Annotated in this window: 12 protein-coding genes; all 12 read left to right on the forward strand. The window is 72.8% G+C overall.

Annotated features, from left to right (window positions below):
* The first annotated feature begins 26 nt into the window (after positions 1-26).
* The 12 genes from KC207_RS04765 to KC207_RS04820 all read left to right on the forward strand — a co-directional run bounded on the left by KC207_RS04765 (position 27) and on the right by KC207_RS04820 (position 16,706).
* A complete protein-coding gene (locus KC207_RS04765; protein ID WP_211601756.1) occupies positions 27-2,033 on the forward strand; it encodes a polysaccharide biosynthesis protein in 2,007 nt (668 codons plus the stop codon).
* The gene (locus KC207_RS04770) at positions 2,030-3,073 is read left to right on the forward strand and encodes an MraY family glycosyltransferase (RefSeq protein WP_211601757.1); all 1,044 of its coding nucleotides are present in this window, start codon (positions 2,030-2,032) and stop codon (positions 3,071-3,073) included. The genes KC207_RS04765 and KC207_RS04770 overlap by 4 nt, the downstream gene beginning before the upstream one ends.
* Positions 3,070-4,323, forward strand: a complete 1,254-nt coding sequence (locus tag KC207_RS04775) for a glycosyltransferase family 4 protein (protein WP_211601758.1) — start codon at positions 3,070-3,072, stop codon at positions 4,321-4,323. Before KC207_RS04770 ends, KC207_RS04775 begins: the two co-directional genes overlap by 4 nt.
* A complete protein-coding gene (locus tag KC207_RS04780; protein WP_249138562.1) occupies positions 4,313-6,076 on the forward strand; it encodes a glycosyltransferase family 4 protein in 1,764 nt (587 codons plus the stop codon). The genes KC207_RS04775 and KC207_RS04780 overlap by 11 nt, the downstream gene beginning before the upstream one ends.
* A complete protein-coding gene (locus KC207_RS04785; protein ID WP_249138563.1) occupies positions 6,073-6,948 on the forward strand; it encodes an ABC transporter permease in 876 nt (291 codons plus the stop codon). Before KC207_RS04780 ends, KC207_RS04785 begins: the two co-directional genes overlap by 4 nt.
* Positions 6,941-7,861 carry an ABC transporter ATP-binding protein gene (locus KC207_RS04790; protein ID WP_211601759.1) on the forward strand — a complete coding sequence of 307 codons (921 nt, stop codon included), beginning with the start codon at positions 6,941-6,943 and terminating at the stop codon, positions 7,859-7,861. Before KC207_RS04785 ends, KC207_RS04790 begins: the two co-directional genes overlap by 8 nt.
* Before the next feature lie 23 nt (positions 7,862-7,884).
* On the forward strand, positions 7,885-9,015 hold the full coding sequence (wecB, locus tag KC207_RS04795; RefSeq protein WP_282958953.1) for a non-hydrolyzing UDP-N-acetylglucosamine 2-epimerase: 1,131 nt from the start codon (positions 7,885-7,887) through the stop codon (positions 9,013-9,015).
* Between the two features lie 26 nt (positions 9,016-9,041).
* The gene (locus tag KC207_RS04800) at positions 9,042-9,800 is read left to right on the forward strand and encodes a DUF6270 domain-containing protein (RefSeq protein WP_211601761.1); all 759 of its coding nucleotides are present in this window, start codon (positions 9,042-9,044) and stop codon (positions 9,798-9,800) included.
* 147 nt (positions 9,801-9,947) lie between these two features.
* Positions 9,948-11,195, forward strand: coding sequence for a glycosyltransferase family 4 protein (locus KC207_RS04805; protein ID WP_211601762.1), 1,248 nt, complete (start codon positions 9,948-9,950; stop codon positions 11,193-11,195).
* Positions 11,192-11,587, forward strand: coding sequence for a hypothetical protein (locus KC207_RS04810; RefSeq protein ID WP_211601763.1), 396 nt, complete (start codon positions 11,192-11,194; stop codon positions 11,585-11,587). The genes KC207_RS04805 and KC207_RS04810 overlap by 4 nt, the downstream gene beginning before the upstream one ends.
* Complete coding sequence (locus KC207_RS04815; protein ID WP_211601764.1) at positions 11,584-13,308, forward strand: glycosyltransferase family protein; 1,725 nt, start codon at positions 11,584-11,586, stop codon at positions 13,306-13,308. The genes KC207_RS04810 and KC207_RS04815 overlap by 4 nt, the downstream gene beginning before the upstream one ends.
* Positions 13,309-13,463: 155 nt before the next feature.
* The gene (locus KC207_RS04820) at positions 13,464-16,706 is read left to right on the forward strand and encodes a hypothetical protein (protein WP_211601765.1); all 3,243 of its coding nucleotides are present in this window, start codon (positions 13,464-13,466) and stop codon (positions 16,704-16,706) included.
* Positions 16,707-16,709: the final 3 nt, after the last annotated feature.

Genomic DNA, 16,709 nt, shown 5'->3' on the forward strand with positions numbered 1-16,709 from the left:
CGCCGACGTTCGTTAGTCTGTCCCGCGTGTCCGAGGAGCAGCCGAGGACGGACCGCCCGGTCGCGGTAGGGGGACAGGGGCACGCCGTCGCCCAGCCCAGCCGTCGGCCGGCAATCGCGTCGGCCCGCCGCTGGCCGACGAGCGCGCTCTGCCTCCTCGACGCCGCCGTCCTCGTCGTCGTCATCGTCGTCCTCGCCCTCGCGCGCTACGACCTCGAGACGGCCGAGATCAACCGGCAGGGCCTGGGCACCGCCCTCGGGCTCGCCGTCGCGGTGCACGTCGTCACCTACCTCCTGCTCGTCGCCCGCCGCACCCGGTGGGGCAGCCAGGACGAGGTCGTCGGGCTCGGCGTGGTCACCGCCTTCCTCGTCGCCTCCCTCACCGCGGTGTCGGTCTCGACGACGCCCGCCCTGCTGCCCGCGACCGTGGCGCTCGCCGCGCCGCTCTGCGCCTTCTCGGGATGGCTCGCCCTGCGCTACCTCGCCCGGCAGTACCACCGCAGCCGTCGGCGCCGGGGCCGCTCGGACGCACGCCGCGCGATCGTCGTCGGCGCCGGCTGGGGCGGCCAGCGCGCCGTCGCGATGATGCTCGACGACTCCGCCAGCACCCTCATGCCGGTCGCCATCGTCGACGACGACCGCCGCAAGCAGAGCCACTCCGTGAGCGGGGTCCGGGTGCAGGGCCTCGTGCGCGACCTGCCCCGGATCGCGGCCCGCACCGAGGCCGAGGTCGTCCTCCTCGCCGTCCCCAGCGCCCCGCCCGGGTTCGTCGAGCAGGTCGTCGACCTCGCCGAGGTCGCCGAGTGCGAGCTGCTCGTCCTGCCCTCCTTCGACGAGATCGTCGGCGCCCGCGACGAGGAGCGTCGTGAGCCGGGCTCCGACCTCGACCCCCGGCCCACCTCCCGGATCGAGCTCTCGGCCCGCCAGCCGTTCCGCTCCGTCAACCTCGAGGACCTCCTCGGACGGGGCGCGGTCCACATCGACGAGGCCGGCATCGAGGGGTACCTGCGCGACCAAGTCGTCCTCGTCACCGGTGCCGGCGGCTCCATCGGCTCCCAGCTGTGCCGCGAGATCGCCGCCTTCGCGCCGGCGCGGCTCGTCGTCACCGACCGGGACGACAGCCTCCTCCACGCGACCCAGCTCTCGCTCGACGGGCGCGGGCTGCTCGACTCCGAGGACCTCGTCCTCGGCGACCTGCGCGACCGGTCCTTCGTCCGCGCCCTCGTGCGGCGGTACCGGCCGGACGTCGTCTTCCACGCGGCGGCCGTCAAGCACCTCACCCTCGCCGAGCGCTTCCCCGGCGAGGCCTTCCTCACGAACGTCGCCGCCACCTCGGACCTGCTCACCGAGTGCGTCGACGGCGGCGTCGAGCGGTTCGTCAACATCTCCACCGACAAGGCGGCCGACCCGCGCAGCGTCCTCGGCTACAGCAAGCGGATCACCGAGCGGCTCACCGCGACGCTGGGCACCGCGGCGGCGCCCGGGACGCGATACATCTCGGTCCGCTTCGGCAACGTCCTCGGCTCGCGCGGCTCCGCGCTCGCGACCTTCGCCACCCAGCTCTCGGCCGGGCTCCCGCTCACCATCACCTCGCCCGAGATGACCCGCTACTTCATGACGGTCCACGAGGCGACCCAGCTGGTGCTCCAGGCGGGGGTGCACGGACGGACCGGCGAAGGGCTCATCCTCGACATGGGCACGCCGCACAACATCGAGGACCTCGCCCGGCGCTTCGCGGCGCTCCAGGGCTACCCCGAGCCGACGATCCGCTACACGGGCGTGCGGCCGGGGGAGAAGCTCGAGGAGCGTGTGCTCGCCGAGTCCGAGCCCGACGAGCGGCCCTACCACCCGCTCGTCAGCCACGTCACGGTCCCGGTCCTGCACCCCGGGTGCCTCGACGAGATCGACCGCACCCGCGACGAGGTCCTCGCCGGGTCCGGGGAGGCGCTGGTGGCCTCGGTCCTGCCGTCGCTGGCGGCCTCGCCCGCGCCCGCGGTCCACCGCGACCGGACCGTGACCAGCGGTCGCCCGTGACGGGGGTGTTCCCGGGAGTCGTCGCGGTCGCCGTCTCGCTCGTCACCTCCGTCCTGCTCGTGCGGCTGCTGCTGCCCGTCCTCGTGCGCCGCGGGGTGCTCGACGTCCCGGTGTCCCGGTCGATGCACGCCGACCCCGTCCCCCGGGGCGGTGGGCTCGCCGTCGTCGGCGGGGCCCTGGCCGGGGTCGTCGCCGCCGTGCTCGTCGCGACGGTGACGGGGTCCCCGACGCCCGTCGCGGGGCTCGCCGCGCTGGTCCCGGTCGTCCTGCTCGCCGGTGTCGGCCTCGTCGACGACCTGCGCTCGCTCGGCACCGGGGTCCGGCTGCTCGCCCAGGTCGCCGTCGGGCTGGGGGTCGGTCTCGTCCTCGCGGCCGGCGTGCCGGCTGTCGCCTGGTCCTGGGTGCCGATCGTCGTCCTCGCGACGGTGCTCCTCGTCAACGTCACGAACTTCATGGACGGCGCGAACGGCGTCGTGAGCGGGCACGCCGTCGTCGCCGGCGGCTGGCTCGCCGTCGTCGCCGTCACGGCGGGCGTGCCCGGTGCCGCGGTCCTCACCCTCGCCGTCGCCGGAGCGGCCGCGGGGTTCCTGCCGGCGAACCTCCCCGTCGCACGGGTCTTCCTCGGTGACGTCGGCTCCTACGCCCTCGGGGCGACCTGGGCCGTCGTCGGCACCTGGCTCGTCGTCGAGGGCGCCCCCGTCGAGACGGTCCTCGCGCCCCTCGCGCTCCTCCTCGCCGACGCCGGGGTCACCCTGCTGCGCCGTCTCGCGGCGGGGGACCCGGTCACGGCCCCGCACCGGATGCACGTGTACCAGCGGCTCGTCCGGGGTGGCTGGTCGCACGCCCGGGTCGCCGCGCTCGTGGTGTCGGGGACCCTCCTGTGCTCGCTCGTCACCCTGCCGGGGGTGCTCGGCGCGGCCCCGGCGCTCCGGCTCGGGTCCGTCGCCCTCGTCCTCGTCGTGTGCGCCGCCTACCTCGCGCTCGTCGCGACCGTCGGTCCCGCGGCCCGCTGGGTCGCGGCGCGGGAGGCGAGCCGGTGAGGGTCCTGCTGCTCACGCACTACTACGCCCCCGAGGTGGGCGCCCCGCAGCACCGCTGGTCGGCGCTGGCCCGGGTGCTCACCGGCCTCGGCCACGAGCTCCACGTCCTCGCCCCGCCGCCGCACTACCCGGGGGGTCGCGTGCTGCCGGCGCACGCACACCTGCGCCCGGGGACCACGGCGACGGGGGAGCACGGGGAGACGGTGCACCGGGTCGCCTTCCGCCCCCACACCGGGGCCATCGGCGGACGGGTCGCCGACGAGGTCGTCGTCGCCGCCGACGTCGTCCGGCGTGGCCGGTCGGCCGTCTTGCCCCGGCCGGACGTCGTCGTCGCGACCGCGCCGCCGCTGCCGATGCTCGGAGCGGGCGGCCGGCTCGCGCGCCGGCTCGGGGTGCCGTTCGTCGCCGAGCTGCGCGACGCCTGGCCGGACCTGCTCGACGTCGCGGACCAGTGGTCCGGCGAGGAGCCCTCGCGGCTGCGGCGCGGCCTGCACGGCGTCTCGCGCAGGGCGCGCGGCGGCGTCGCGAGCGTCCTGACCCGCCAGCAGCGTCGGGCCGACGCCGTCGTCGTGACGACCGACACCTTCGCGGAGGTGCTCCGGGGTCGCGACGTGCCCACCGTCCACGTCGTCCGGAACGCCGCCCACGGGGTCTCCGGCTACGCCGAGCACGTCCCGCGGGTCCCGACGGCCGAGCTGCGGGTCCTGCACGCCGGGACCATGGGGCGATCGCAAGGGCTCGGCACGGCGGTGCGGGCCGCCGCGCTCGCCGCCGACCGCGGCGTCCCGGTCCGGCTGCGGCTCGTCGGCGCGGGCGCCGAGCGGGACCGGCTGGCCCGGCTCGCCGCCGAGCTGCGGGCGCCGGTCGACGTCGTCGGGCCGGTGCCGCACGCGACGATGGGGGAGCACTACGCCTGGGCCGACACCGCCCTCGTCACCCTGCGGGCGTGGCCCGCGCTGGAGTGGACCGTGCCGTCGAAGCTCTACGAGGTCATGGGCCTCGGCATCCACGTCACGGCGGCCGTCGGCGGGGAGGCCGCGGAGATCGTCGCCGGGCGCGAGGCGGGCACCGTCTCGGCCCCGGAGGACGTGGCCGGCCTGGCCGACGCGTGGGAGCGGCTGGCCGCCGACCGCGAGCTGCTGCGGGTGCCGGCCACGGGACGGGCCTGGGCCGCCGAGCACGCCGGCACCGACGCCCTCGGGCGCGCGTACGCCGACCTCCTCGAGGCGGTGGTCGCGGGTGCCCGCTGACCGCGCCGACGTCCGCGGCCTCGTCCGCAACCTCGCGATGCTCGCCTCCGTCGGGCGGGAACGGCTGCGCGACGACCCCGTGCGCTCCGGGGTCCTCGCCGTCCGCCGGGTGCCGCTCGTCGTGCGTCGCCCCCTGGCCCGCGCGCTGGTCGGCGCGGGCCGACGCAGCGGACGTCCGGCGCTGCACGCCCTCGGCCTCGTCGTCGCGGACCGGCCGGGCGAGGCCGTCCCGCTGCTCACGGGACGTCCGGTGCGAGGCCGGCTCGGGACCGAGCTCGCCGTCGAGCTCGGGCTCCCGCTGCCGGCGGACGCCGACCCCCGGCTGGCGGCCCGGCGCCGCTGGCACCTCGGGGACATGGGGGGTGCCGTCGCGCTCGCCGGGTCCTCCGACGCCCGCGCGGGGAGGCGCCAGGCCGAGCGCCTCGCGTCCGAACGGCTCGTCCACACCCCGGGTCACCGGCTCGCCGTGCCGACCCTCGAGGGATCCGCAGGGCCGCGTCCGCCCGTGACCCGGGCGCCGGGCGGCCCGTCCGTCCTCCACCTCCTGACGAACTCCCTCCCCTGGACCCAGTCCGGCTACGCGCTGCGCTCGCACGCCGTGCTGCGCGCCCAGCGGGACGTCGGCGTCGACGCCCGGGCGGTGACCCGCGTCGGGTACCCCGTGACCGTCGGTCTGCCGTGGGCGGCCGACCGGGACGTCGTCGACGGCGTGCCCTACCACCGGCTGCTGCCCCCTCGGCTCGCCCGGCTCCCGGAGCAACGGCTCGAGCAGACCGCGGCGGAGGTGGCCCGTCTGGCCCGCACGCAGCACGCCGACGTCCTCCACACGACGACGCACTTCGTCAACGGCCTCGTCGTCGAGGCCGCCGCCCACGCGCTCGGGCGTCCGTGGGTCTACGAGATGCGCGGGCAGCTCGAACGCACGTGGGTCGCGGGCCATCCGGCCGCCGAGCGGGACGACGCCGCCGCGAGCGAGCGCTACCGGTCCTGGAAGGAGCGCGAGGTCGAGATGGCCCGCGCCGCGGACCACGTCGTCGTGCTCTCGGAGGTGCTGCGCCGGCACGTCGTCGGTGCGGGGGTGGCCCCGGACCGGGTCACCGTCGTGCCGAACGCCGTCGACGCGGCGCTGCTGACCCTCCCCGACGACGGGCCGGAGGCCGCCCGACAGGCCCTCGGGCTTCCGGAGGACGGGCTGTGGGTCGGCACCGTCTCCTCGCTCGTCGGGTACGAGGGCCTCGACGTGCTCCTCGAGGCGGTCGCCCTCCTGCGGGCGGACGGGCTCGACGTGCGCTGCGCCCTCGTCGGGGACGGGGTGGCGCGGCCCGGTCTCGAGCGACTCGCCGACGACCTCGGCATCGCCGACCACGTCGTCCTCCCCGGCCGGGTCGACCGGTCGGTCGCCCCCGACTGGCACCGGGCGCTCGACGTCTTCGCGGTCCCGCGCCGTGACACCGAGGTCGCGCGCACCGTCACCCCGCTCAAGCCGGTCGAGGCGATGGCCCTCGGACGGCCGGTCGTCGCGAGCGACCTGCCGGCCCTCGCCGAGGTCGTCGGCCACGACGACGGCGCGGGACTGCTCGCACGGGCGGACGACCCGCGCGACCTGGCGGATAGACTCCGAGCGCTGTCCGCCGACCCCGCCCTGCGGGCCGACCTCGCGGGTCGCGGCCGACGGGTCGCCGCCGCCCGCACCTGGCAGGCGATGGCAGACAGGTACCTGGCCGTCTACGAGAGCGTGGGGAGCACCCGGTGAGCACCACCAAGACCCCGCCCTCCCTCCGCGTCGAGGACGTCGACATCAGCCGGATGCGTCCCGTCGGCCGCCGCCCCGGGCTCTTCTCGTACGTGCGGCAGCTGTGGGGGCGCCGGCACTTCGTGTGGGCCGACTCCCGGGCGCGGGCGTTCACGGGCACGAAGGACACGGTCCTCGGGCGCTTCTGGCTCGTCGGCCGGCCGCTCCTCGACGGGCTCACCTTCTACCTCATCTTCGGGCTGCTCCTCGGGGTCTCGCGCGGCATCGAGAACTACGTCGGCTTCCTCCTCATCGGGGTCTTCCTCTTCGGCTGGAGCTCGCAGTCGCTGAACGGCGGCGCCAACGTCCTGTCGTCCGGCAAGAACCTCATCCGCGGCTTCGCCTTCCCCCGGGCCGCGATCCCGCTCTCGCTCGCGCTCCGCGAGACGATGTCGATGGGCCCGCGGCTGCTCGTGATGGTCGCGATGATCCTCGTGATCCCGCCGCACGCGCAGGTCAGCGTCTACTGGCTGATCTTCCCGCTCGTCCTCGTCCTCCAGGGCCTGTTCAACGTGGGGGTCGTCCTCTACGCGGCGCGGCTCACGCACGCCGTGCCGGACCTGCGGCTCGTCCTCGGGTTCTTCTCCCGGTTGTGGCTCTACGGGTCGGGGGTCATGTACTCCATCGACCGTTTCGTCGAGCACCCGACCGTGCTCGCGATCGCCCAGCTCAACCCCGTCTACTGCGTCCTCGAGATCAGCCGTGACCTGCTGCTCTATGCCCGGATGCCGGACCTCACGCTGTGGATGACCCTCCTCGCCTGGGCCGTGGCCACGCCGCTGCTCGGCTTCCTCTACTTCTGGCAGGGAGAGGAGGAGTACGGCCGTGAGTGACCTCGCGCAGGACACCCCCGACACGACGTCGGCCCCCGCCGACGTGCCGGTCGGCGACCCGACGGTCAGCGTGCGCCGGCTGTCGGTGCACTACCGGGTGCCGAGCGGCGAGGACGACGGCAGCGGCCAGGCCCCCGGGCGGCTGCGCCGCCGGCTCGGGATGACCGGCACGGTGACCGTCCGGGCCGTCGACGACGTCTCGTTCGTCGCGCGCGCCGGCGAGGCCATCGGCGTCGTCGGCCAGAACGGGTCGGGCAAGTCCACCCTGCTGCGCGTCATCGCCGGGCTCGAGACCGCGACGCACGGGGACGTCCTCGCCACGTCGACGCCGATGTTCCTCGGGGTCAACGCCGCGCTCATGCCCGAGCTGTCCGGGCTGCAGAACGTCCGGCTCGGCCTCCTCGCGATGGGGCGCACGCCGGCGGAGGCCGACGAGATCGTCCCCGACGTGCTGCACGTCGCCGGTATCGGCAACGCCGTCCACCGCCCGATGAAGACGTACTCCTCCGGCATGGGCGCCCGCCTGCGGTTCGCCATCGCCGCCTCGGCCCGCCCGGAGATCCTCCTCATCGACGAGGCGCTCGCGACCGGTGACGCGGCCTCGAAGGAGCGCAGCGAGGAGCGGATGGCCCAGATCCGGCAGCAGGCGGGCACGATCTTCCTCGTCTCGCACGCCGCGCAGACCATCGAGGAGATGTGCACCCGGGCCATCTGGCTGCACGACGGCGAGCTCGTCCTCGACGGGCCCGCCGAGGAGACGGCGCGGGCCTACCGCTGGTGGGCGTGGAACGTCGCCAAGGGGGAGCACGAGATCGCCGCCGACGTCCTCGAGAGGTGCCGCGCCCGGCTGCGCGCCACCCTCGTGCGGCACGAGGACCAGACCGGCCGGCACATCGCCCGGCACTCGACCTGAAAGGCACCATGTCCCGTCGCATCATGACCATCTACGGCACCCGGCCCGAGGCGATCAAGGTCGCCCCGGTCATCCGGGGGCTCGAGGCCCACCCGGACCTCGAGTCGGTCACCGTCGTCACCGGGCAGCACCGCGAGATGCTCGACCAGGTCAACGAGATCTTCGGGATCACCCCGGACCACGACCTCGACGTCTTCGCGCACGGCCAGACCCTCAACGGGCTCATGGCGAAGGTCTTCGACCGGCTCGACCCGGTCCTCGTCGCCGAGCGGCCGGACGCCGTCGTCGTCCAGGGGGACACCTCGACGGTGGCCGCCGCGTCGATCGCGGCGTTCTACCGGCAGATCCCCGTCGTCCACGTCGAGGCGGGCCTGCGCAGCGGCGACATCCACTCCCCGTTCCCGGAGGAGGCCAACCGGAAGCTGACGTCGCAGACGACCGCGCTGCACCTCGCGCCGACCCCGACCTCGCGGGCGAACCTCGAGCGGGAGGCGGTGGACCCGGCCGGCATCGCCGTCACGGGGAACACCGTCATCGACGCCCTCCTGCACACCGTCGGTCAGGACGTGCCGCTCACGGACCCGCGGCTGCAGGCCGTCGAGGACGCCGACCGTCCCGTCCTGCTCGTCACGACCCATCGGCGGGAGAACTGGGGCGGGGCGATGGAGGGTGTCGGCCGGGCCCTCGCCCGGGTCGCGAAGACCTACCCCGAGCACGTCCTCGTCCTGCCGGCGCACCGGAACCCCATCGTGCGCGAGGCCGTGCTCCCGGCGCTCGAGGGGCTGGAGAACGTCGTCGTCACCGAGCCGCTCGCCTACGGCGAGTTCACCCGCGTCATGGCGCGCGCGAGCATCGTCCTCACCGACTCCGGCGGCGTCCAGGAGGAGGCGCCCTCGCTCGGCAAGCCGGTGCTCGTCATGCGCGAGAACACCGAGCGTCCCGAGGCCGTCGACGCCGGGACCGTCCGTCTCATCGGCACGGGCGAGGACCGTATCGTCGAGGAGATGTCCCGCCTGCTCGACGACCCCGCCGCGTACGCCGCGATGGCCAATGCCGTGAACCCGTACGGCGACGGGCGGGCCGCGGAACGCTCGGTGGCCGCGATCGCGGAGATGTTCGGGCTGGGGGAGCGGCTCCCGGACTTCGGGAGCTGACGGGCGTGCCTCTCGAGGACGGCCCGGTGAAGGTCCTCATCTACGGCAGCTGCGTCTCGCGGGACACCTTCGAGCTCCTCCCACGTGACAGGTATGCGCTCCTGGACTACGTCGCGAGACAGAGCCTGATCAGCGCCTTCTCCCCGGTCGACACGCAGGCGCTCTACCCCTTCGAGGCGGACTCCGCCTTCCAGCGCAGGATGCTCCACAACGACTGGCGCGCCAGTCTCGCGTCCACGGTCGAGTCCACGGCCGGAGACGTCGACGTGCTGCTCTGGGACCTGTGCGACGAGCGGCTGGGTGTCCGACACCTTCCATCGGGGGGTTACGTCACACGGTCGGTGGACCTGGTGTCCACCGGTGTCGACGCGCGTCTCCGGGACGAGGCCGAGCTCCTCGACCTGGGGTCGTCCCGCCACCGACGCCTCTGGTGGGAAGGGCTCGGTACCTTTCGCGACCTCCTCGAGCGCACGCACCTGCTGGAGAAGACCGTGCTCGTCGCCCCTCCGTGGGCGGCGCGGACCGTGACCGGCGAGCCGTCCCCGACCAGCTTCGGCAGGTCGGCCGACGAGGCCAACGAGCTCTTCGACGAGTACCACCGGTGGGCCGTCGAGGGACTCGGATGTCCCGTCGTCTCCCTGGCCCCCGACGACGCCCGGAGCGACTCCACACACCGTTGGGGCCTCGCGCCCTTCCACTACGCACGGGAGAACTACGTCTCCCTGGCGACGCAGATCGACGCCGTCGCGTCTGCCCGCAGCGGACGGACGTCCACGGGGGTGTGACGACGTGGCGTTCGGGAGCGCAGACGCACGGACCGGGCTCCTCCAGCCGTCGTAGGTGCCCTTCCTCTAGGGTGGTGCGTCGTCCGGGGGGTGTGCCGAGTGACGACCCCATCCACCACGAGACCCGAAGGCTGACGGGAACCCCACGTGCCCGAGACGACGACCGCGCTGGACCCTTCGCACCCTGGCTCCCCCACCCTGCTCGACTCCACGCGTGCGGCCGAGCCGTTGGGTGACACGGACGGCCGTGCCGACGTCCTGCTCGTGGCCAACACCTACCCCAGCGACCAGGCCCTGTACCGCAACGCGTTCCTCCACCGCAGGGTGCGGGCCTACCTGGAGGCGGGGATCGACGTCGAGGTGTACTACCTCCACCCACCGGTGACCGAGAGCTACCGCTACGTCTTCGACGGCGTGCGCGTCACCGTGGGCGGTCCTACGCACTACGAGGAGCGCATCGCACACCACCGCTACCGAGCGATCCTCGTGCACTTCGCGAACGAGCACATGATCCGACCCGTCGTCGAGCACCAGCCGGAGACCCCCGTCATCGTGTGGGTGCACGGCTTCGAGGCCGAGGCGTGGCACCGCCGGTGGTTCAACTTCACCGACGGCTCCACGCAGATCCGGGAGGCCCTGGCGAAGAAGGACGACTACCACGTGGCGCAGCTGCGTCTCATGGGGTGGCTGATGTCCACGACGGAGCTGGACGTCCGGGTCGTGCACGTCTCGGACTGGTTCCGTCGCACCATCGTCGAGCCGGACACCGGCATGCCGACGCGTCGTCCGTACGTCATCCCCAACATCGTGGACGGAGACTTCTTCCCCTACCGCGAGAAGGAGACGGACGACAGGTTGCACGTCCTGTCCATCCGGCCCTTCGCCTCCCACAAGTACGCCAACGACCAGACGGTGGCGGCCATCCTCGAGCTCTCCACACGCCCCTTCTTCGACCGGCTGCGCTTCACCCTGCGTGGCGAGGGACCGATGTTCGCCGAGACGGTGTCTCCGCTGAGGAACCTCCCGACGGTGTCCGTGGAGGAGGGATTCCTGCGCCAGGACGAGATCGCCGCGCTGCACGCCTCGCACGGGATCTTCCTCGCGCCGACGCGCTTCGACTCCCAGGGGGTGTCGATGTGCGAGGCGATGGCGAGCGGACTCGTGCCCGTGTCCACGGCCATCGCCGCGATCCCCGAGTTCGTCGAGGACCGGGAGAGCGGGCTGTTGGCCGCCCCTGAGGACCCAGTCGGGCTGGCCGACCGGATCGAGATGCTCTACTACAACACCGAGCTGTTCCACCGCCTGTCGGCGGCGGCCGCACGCCGGGTCCGTGATCAGTGCGGCGCGGAGGCGACGGTGGGCCGGGAGATCGAGATGATCGGACGGACCCGGTGACCGGCGAGGACTCGGTCGACTGGCGGTCGGCTTACGCGTACCTCGAGCTCGAGCTCGAGTCGGTCCTCGCGCAGGTGGCCGACCGCCTCGAGCGCCTGGAGGCCGCAGGCGACTCGGTCGTCGCGCACGTGCGTGCGGTCACGTTGAGGCAGCGCGAGTCCGGAGACCTCGAGAGTGTCGTCGTCGCCGACGGGACCGACCTCTCCTACGACTTCAGCGTCTACCGGGACGACGTCCTCGTCCGCGAGCAGCGGCGAGGGGCCTCGAACACCTTCGTGTGGGCGCCGAGCAGGTCCGGGACCTACCGCGTCCACGGCGTGGCGAGCAGCGGGGCCGGCGGGGCCGACAGTGCGACCTCGGTGGACCTGTCCGTCACGGTCGAGGGGCGGTGATCGGCGTGTCCAGCCGGCCGTTCCGGGTCCTCCTCTCCGCCCATGTCGACCTCAACGTCATCGACGGCTCCGCCTTCTTCGTCTCCGGGGTCGCGTCGCTGCTCACCAGCGCCCCCGGCATGGCGGTGCACGTCGTCACGGCGACACCGATCCGACGTCCGGTCGTCATCCACGAGATGCTGACCAACGACCGGGTCACCGTCACCGACCCCTTCAGGGACCAGACGCTCGCGGCACGGGTCCCCGAGTTCGCGGGAGCGACCCGCATGGACGAGTCGATGGCGGCGCGCGTGCTCGCGCACTACCTCGACCAGGGGCACTACGACGCCGTCGTGGTGCGGAGTACCGAGGTCGCGCACGCCCTCTCCGAGCTGAGGCAGGACCTCGGTCGGCGGCTCTGCGTCTACGTCACGGGGGTGGTGGCGTCCGACAGTGAGGTCGACCCCGTCGTCGCTCACCGGCTTATGACCCTCCTGCACCGGGACGCGACGCTGCTCTGCCAGACACCCGAGATGCGCGACCACCTCGTCCGGGTCCTCGATGTTGACGACGCCGCCGGCACGGTCGCGCTCCTGAGCCCGGCCGTGCCGGCGGAGGACGACGTCGCACTCCCGCGGTCGGGAGGACCGCTGGTCCTCGCGTACACCGGGAAGTTCGCCCCCGCCTGGCACACGGTCGAGATGCTGGCCGGTTTCAAGGAGGCATCGTCGGCGGGTGCCGACCTGCGCCTCGTCGTCGCCGGGGACCACTTCAAGCGACCCCCTGAGTGGCCGTCGTTCGGCGACGAGGTGCGCTACCTCCTCGGTTCGCACCCGGGCATCTCGTGGGTCGGCGCCGTCACCCGGTCGGACGCCCGGGCCCTCGTCGCGGGCTCCGACGTCGGGATCGGCTGGCGTCACGCATCTCTCGACTCCAGCCTCGAGCTGTCGACGAAGCTGCTCGAGCACGGTGTCCTCGGACGGCCGTGCATCATCAACCCGACGCCGATGCACCGGAGGATGTTCGGGTCCGACTATCCCCTGTTCGCCGCCTCGACCACGCAGTTCGTCGAGCTGTTGGGGCGGATGGACCGTGACCGTTCGATGGTCGAGGACGCCGCGGAGACGGCCATGGCCGTCGCGGCGGACTACACCTACGAGCGCGTCTTCCGGGCGCTCTTCCCGACCCTGCTCGCGGCGTCGGGGATCGCCGACGACCGCGGCGAAGGGCTCTCCGAGGACATCGCGGCGCTGTGCGCGTCGGACGACAGGATCATCAGGCGGGGTCACCGATCGGTCGCCTGGCTCGCCGACCGCGCCGACGGCGCCCGCATCCTGCGCGAGTTCAGCCGCGGGTCCGAGGTGCACGACGTCGAACGGCTGGGTCCCTTCGTGCGTTTCTCGCCGGGAAGCCGCGAGGGGTCACAGCATTCCGCGGACCGCGAGCACGACGCGCTCGAGCTTCTCGAGGGCCTGCTCGGCGGGGGCGGGGGAGCGGCGGATGCCGAGCTCCGGTCGGCGCACCTGACGGTCGCCCACGACATCGGCGGCAGGGTTCGGCTGGCCGAGTCGGTGCCGGCCGCGGCACCGGACGAGCCCGGTGCCGCGGCGGCCGGCATGCTGCGCCGCCGGGAGACCGAGCTTGCCCAGGTCAGTGCCCGGTACGACGCCCTCGCGAACACGCGCCTCGGGCGCCTCCAGAGAGGTTACTGGCGGCTGCGCCGACGTCTTCGCCGACGCTGAGGACGACCCTGCTCGGACGCTCGGCGCCGCGAAGATCGTCCGAACGTCCGGGACCCCCACGAGCGCGGTGTGCGGACCGGAGACCTGACATACCGTGGGCGCTTGCCGCGGTGGATCCCCTGCCCGCCGCGGACCTGCCGATATCGGAGTCCCGCATGACGGTCACCCCTGCCCGCCGTACGCTCTCGTCCCTCACCGCCCTCGTCGTCCTGCTGGTCGTCGCGTTGACCCTGCCGAGCGCGCACGCCGACGCGCCGGTCGTCACCGGCTCGGAGACCGACCTGGGGGTACAGATCCCCGGGCAGCTGACCGGCCTCCGGTCGGAGGACTCGGACCAGGGCACCGTCGACGGGCGCCATCTGACCTTCTTCGTCAACAACGGGGGCTCGGGGAACAAGGCGCGATTCTTCGCGATGGACCTCGCGGGGAAGATGGTCGCCGAGATCCACGTCCCCCAGGGGACTGACGTCAAGGCGCTCGCGTACTCACCGGGGACCAAGAGCGTCTTCCTCGCTGCGAACAGCGCGACGTACGCCTTCGTCTACGAGTGGGACGGCGAGAGGCTGACGAAGGTCGGTTCGATCGCGAACCAGGCCGTCGTCCGGATCGCCGCCGCGGCGGACGGCGCCGTCTACCTGGGGACCTACGCCCCGTCGAACGGGCGCCTCTTCCGGTACCGAGGCGGGACCCTCTCCGACCTGGGACAGCCGATGTCGGGGGAGTCCTACGTCCGCTCCCTGGCGGTCGACTCCGCCAACGTGTGGGTGTCGAACTACCGGTCGTCCGCCGCGAAGCTCGTCCGGGTCAACCGGAGCACGGGGGCGAGGACGACGATCGCGACGCCGGCCGCGTTCTCCTCCCAGTGGTCGGCCTTCCACATGACACGGGCGGGGGACTACCTGTTCCTCCGTATGGTCAACGAGCCGCGACTGTTCGCCTACGACACCGTCAGGAACAGGTTCGAGTCCTTCGACGACCAGGTGGCGAGGGACCGAGCGGTGCCGGAGACACCGAATGTCAGGCCCTACATCGACGGCATCTCCCCGTACGGCATCTCCCCACTCATGGAAGGACGCTACGTCTACTTCCAGCGGTCGGGTGCCGGCATCATGCGCGTCGACCTCGAGGACGGCCTCAAGGCGATCCGGGTGGACAAGTGGCACGGCTCGGACAACACGAACCCGTGGCCCTCGGCCTCCGTCCCCGGCCCCGTCTCGTACGCCTGGCTGTCCGGGGTCGCGGGTCGCTCCGGCCACTCGCTCGTGACCACGACGATCGACGCCAAGGTGTACGTCAACACGCCGGGCCAGTCCGCTCCCGTCGTCATGACGCTGCCGGCGCGGGACGCACCGTCGCTCATCAACCGTCTCGGCACCGACGAGCGGGGCAACGTCCTGGCCGGAGGCTTCGACCTGCCAGAGGGCGTCGGCAGCTACTCACCGTCGTCCGGGGCCACGACGATCCTGAACGGTCCGCAGATGGAGGGCTTCGGCAGCTTCGGGTCCTCCACCGTGATGGGCGGGTACACCGGCAACTCCTCGTCGTCGGCGCCGCTCTACGTCCACACCGGGACGGGCCAGCCGACGCTCAGGACGTACATCAACAACAGCCAGGAGCGCCCGGTCGCGATGGTCCAGGTCGGTCAGCGGATGGCCATCGGGACGGTGCCGATCAAGAACCAGCTCGGCGGCGCGCTCAGCCTCTGGAACCCCTCGACGAACGCCCTCACGGTGAAGCGGAACCTCATCCCGGACCACAGCATCATCTCGCTGGCATCCCAGGGAGACCTCGTCGTGGGAGGGTCGTCGAACACCGGGGGTACGGGATCCACGCCCGCCGGCACGGTCGGCAAGATCTTCACCTACGACACGGGCTCGGGTGCCCTGAAGACCTTCACGCCCCCGGGGGCCTCGTCCGCGACGTACTCGTGGGTCGCTGCGATCACACCGGACCCGACCCAGACGAACCACTACTGGGCGCTGTCCACGGGATACCTCATCCAGTTCAAGGTCTCCTCCACCGGCAGCATCACCCTGACCCGGAACCTGGGAGCGTTCCCCAACACCTCCTCACCCACGGGCAAGGAGCTCGGGATCGCCATCGTCGACGGCACGCTGTTCGCGACGGTCGGTCAGGGACTGTCCGCCATCAACCCGGTCACCGGGGAGCAGACCGTCCTCGCGTCGAAGACGGCTACGGGTCCCGTCTCGGGACTGGTCAAGGTCGGAGCGTCCTCGCTGTACTACGCGCGTGGCGCGCGACTCTACGAGTACCGCGTCGGCAGCGCCACGTCGACGGCGTCGCTCGCCGCCCCGGTCGTCACCTCCCCGGACGTCTCTGCGCCGGTGGCCCCCGGCTCGATCGCCTTCGCCGGGACCGGGACCAAGAACTCCACGGTGGAGGTGTCCGACGGGTCCCGCACACGGTCGGCCCTCGTCCGGGACGACGGGACGTGGGAGCTGGCCGGCATGGACTTCCCCAGCGGGAGCCATGACCTCACGTTCACGGCCACGATGTCCGGTTTCGCGCCGAGGACGACGACCGTAACGCTCACCGTCTCGACGACGACCGGCGACCGGTGCTCGTTCGCGAAACCCGTCCCGACGAACATCGCGGTCGGTGGGTACAACCCGCCGAACAAGGACTACGCGTTCGAAGGCACCGGAACCCCCGGGACGCTCGTGACGATGGAGAGCGGGAGCAGGACACGCACCGCGACGGTCCGTGACGACGGCACCTGGTCGATGAACCCCGTCTGGTTCGGCTGGTGGTCGGGCATGGTGCCCTTCACCGCGTCGCGCGAGGGATGTGCGAGCCGGACGAACGAGGTCACGGCGTGGTTCGTCGAGAAGCCCTCGTACCACGTCCCGACGTTGCTCATCAGTCACACGGAGAGTGACTGGTACAGCGGCGGCGACATCGCGTTCAAGGGCAAAGGCACGCCCGGCGCCCTGGTCACCTTCCTCATCGGGAACCAGACGCGTTTCGCGGCCGTGAGCAGCACCGGCCGGTGGACGATGCGTGCCGTTGCGGTGTCCGACGCTCCGGTGTCCTTCCAGCTCCTCTCGGAGCTCCCCGGGTACGCCGACCAGACGGCGTCCTTCGACGTCCACTTCGGCGAGGCACCGACGTCCGTGGCCGCACCGCTCGTGACGAGCCACAGCCAGGGCAGCACCGTCCGGGCCGGTGACGTGGTCTTCAGCGGGAAGGGCACCCCGCGGACGAAGATCTCGCTCACCACGTCGGGTCGGACCGTGACCACCTACGTCCGTGAGAGCGGGCGGTGGGACCTCCCGTCCCTGCCGCTCGGCACGGGCACCACGACGCTGCGCTTCACCGCCTCGTCGCCCAACCTCTACCCCGCCTCCAGCGCCCTGACGGTGTCGGCCACGCCGTGAGGT

Source organism: Phycicoccus avicenniae (assembly GCF_018139485.1).
Lineage (GTDB): Bacteria > Actinomycetota > Actinomycetes > Actinomycetales > Dermatophilaceae > Phycicoccus > Phycicoccus avicenniae.

Coding starts and splice junctions, on each gene's coding strand:
- wecB (WP_282958953.1), top strand. CDS start 7,885: ATGACCATCTACGGCACCCGGCCCGAGGCGATCAAGGTCGCCCCGGTC.
- KC207_RS04820 (WP_211601765.1), top strand. CDS start 13,464: ATGACGGTCACCCCTGCCCGCCGTACGCTCTCGTCCCTCACCGCCCTC.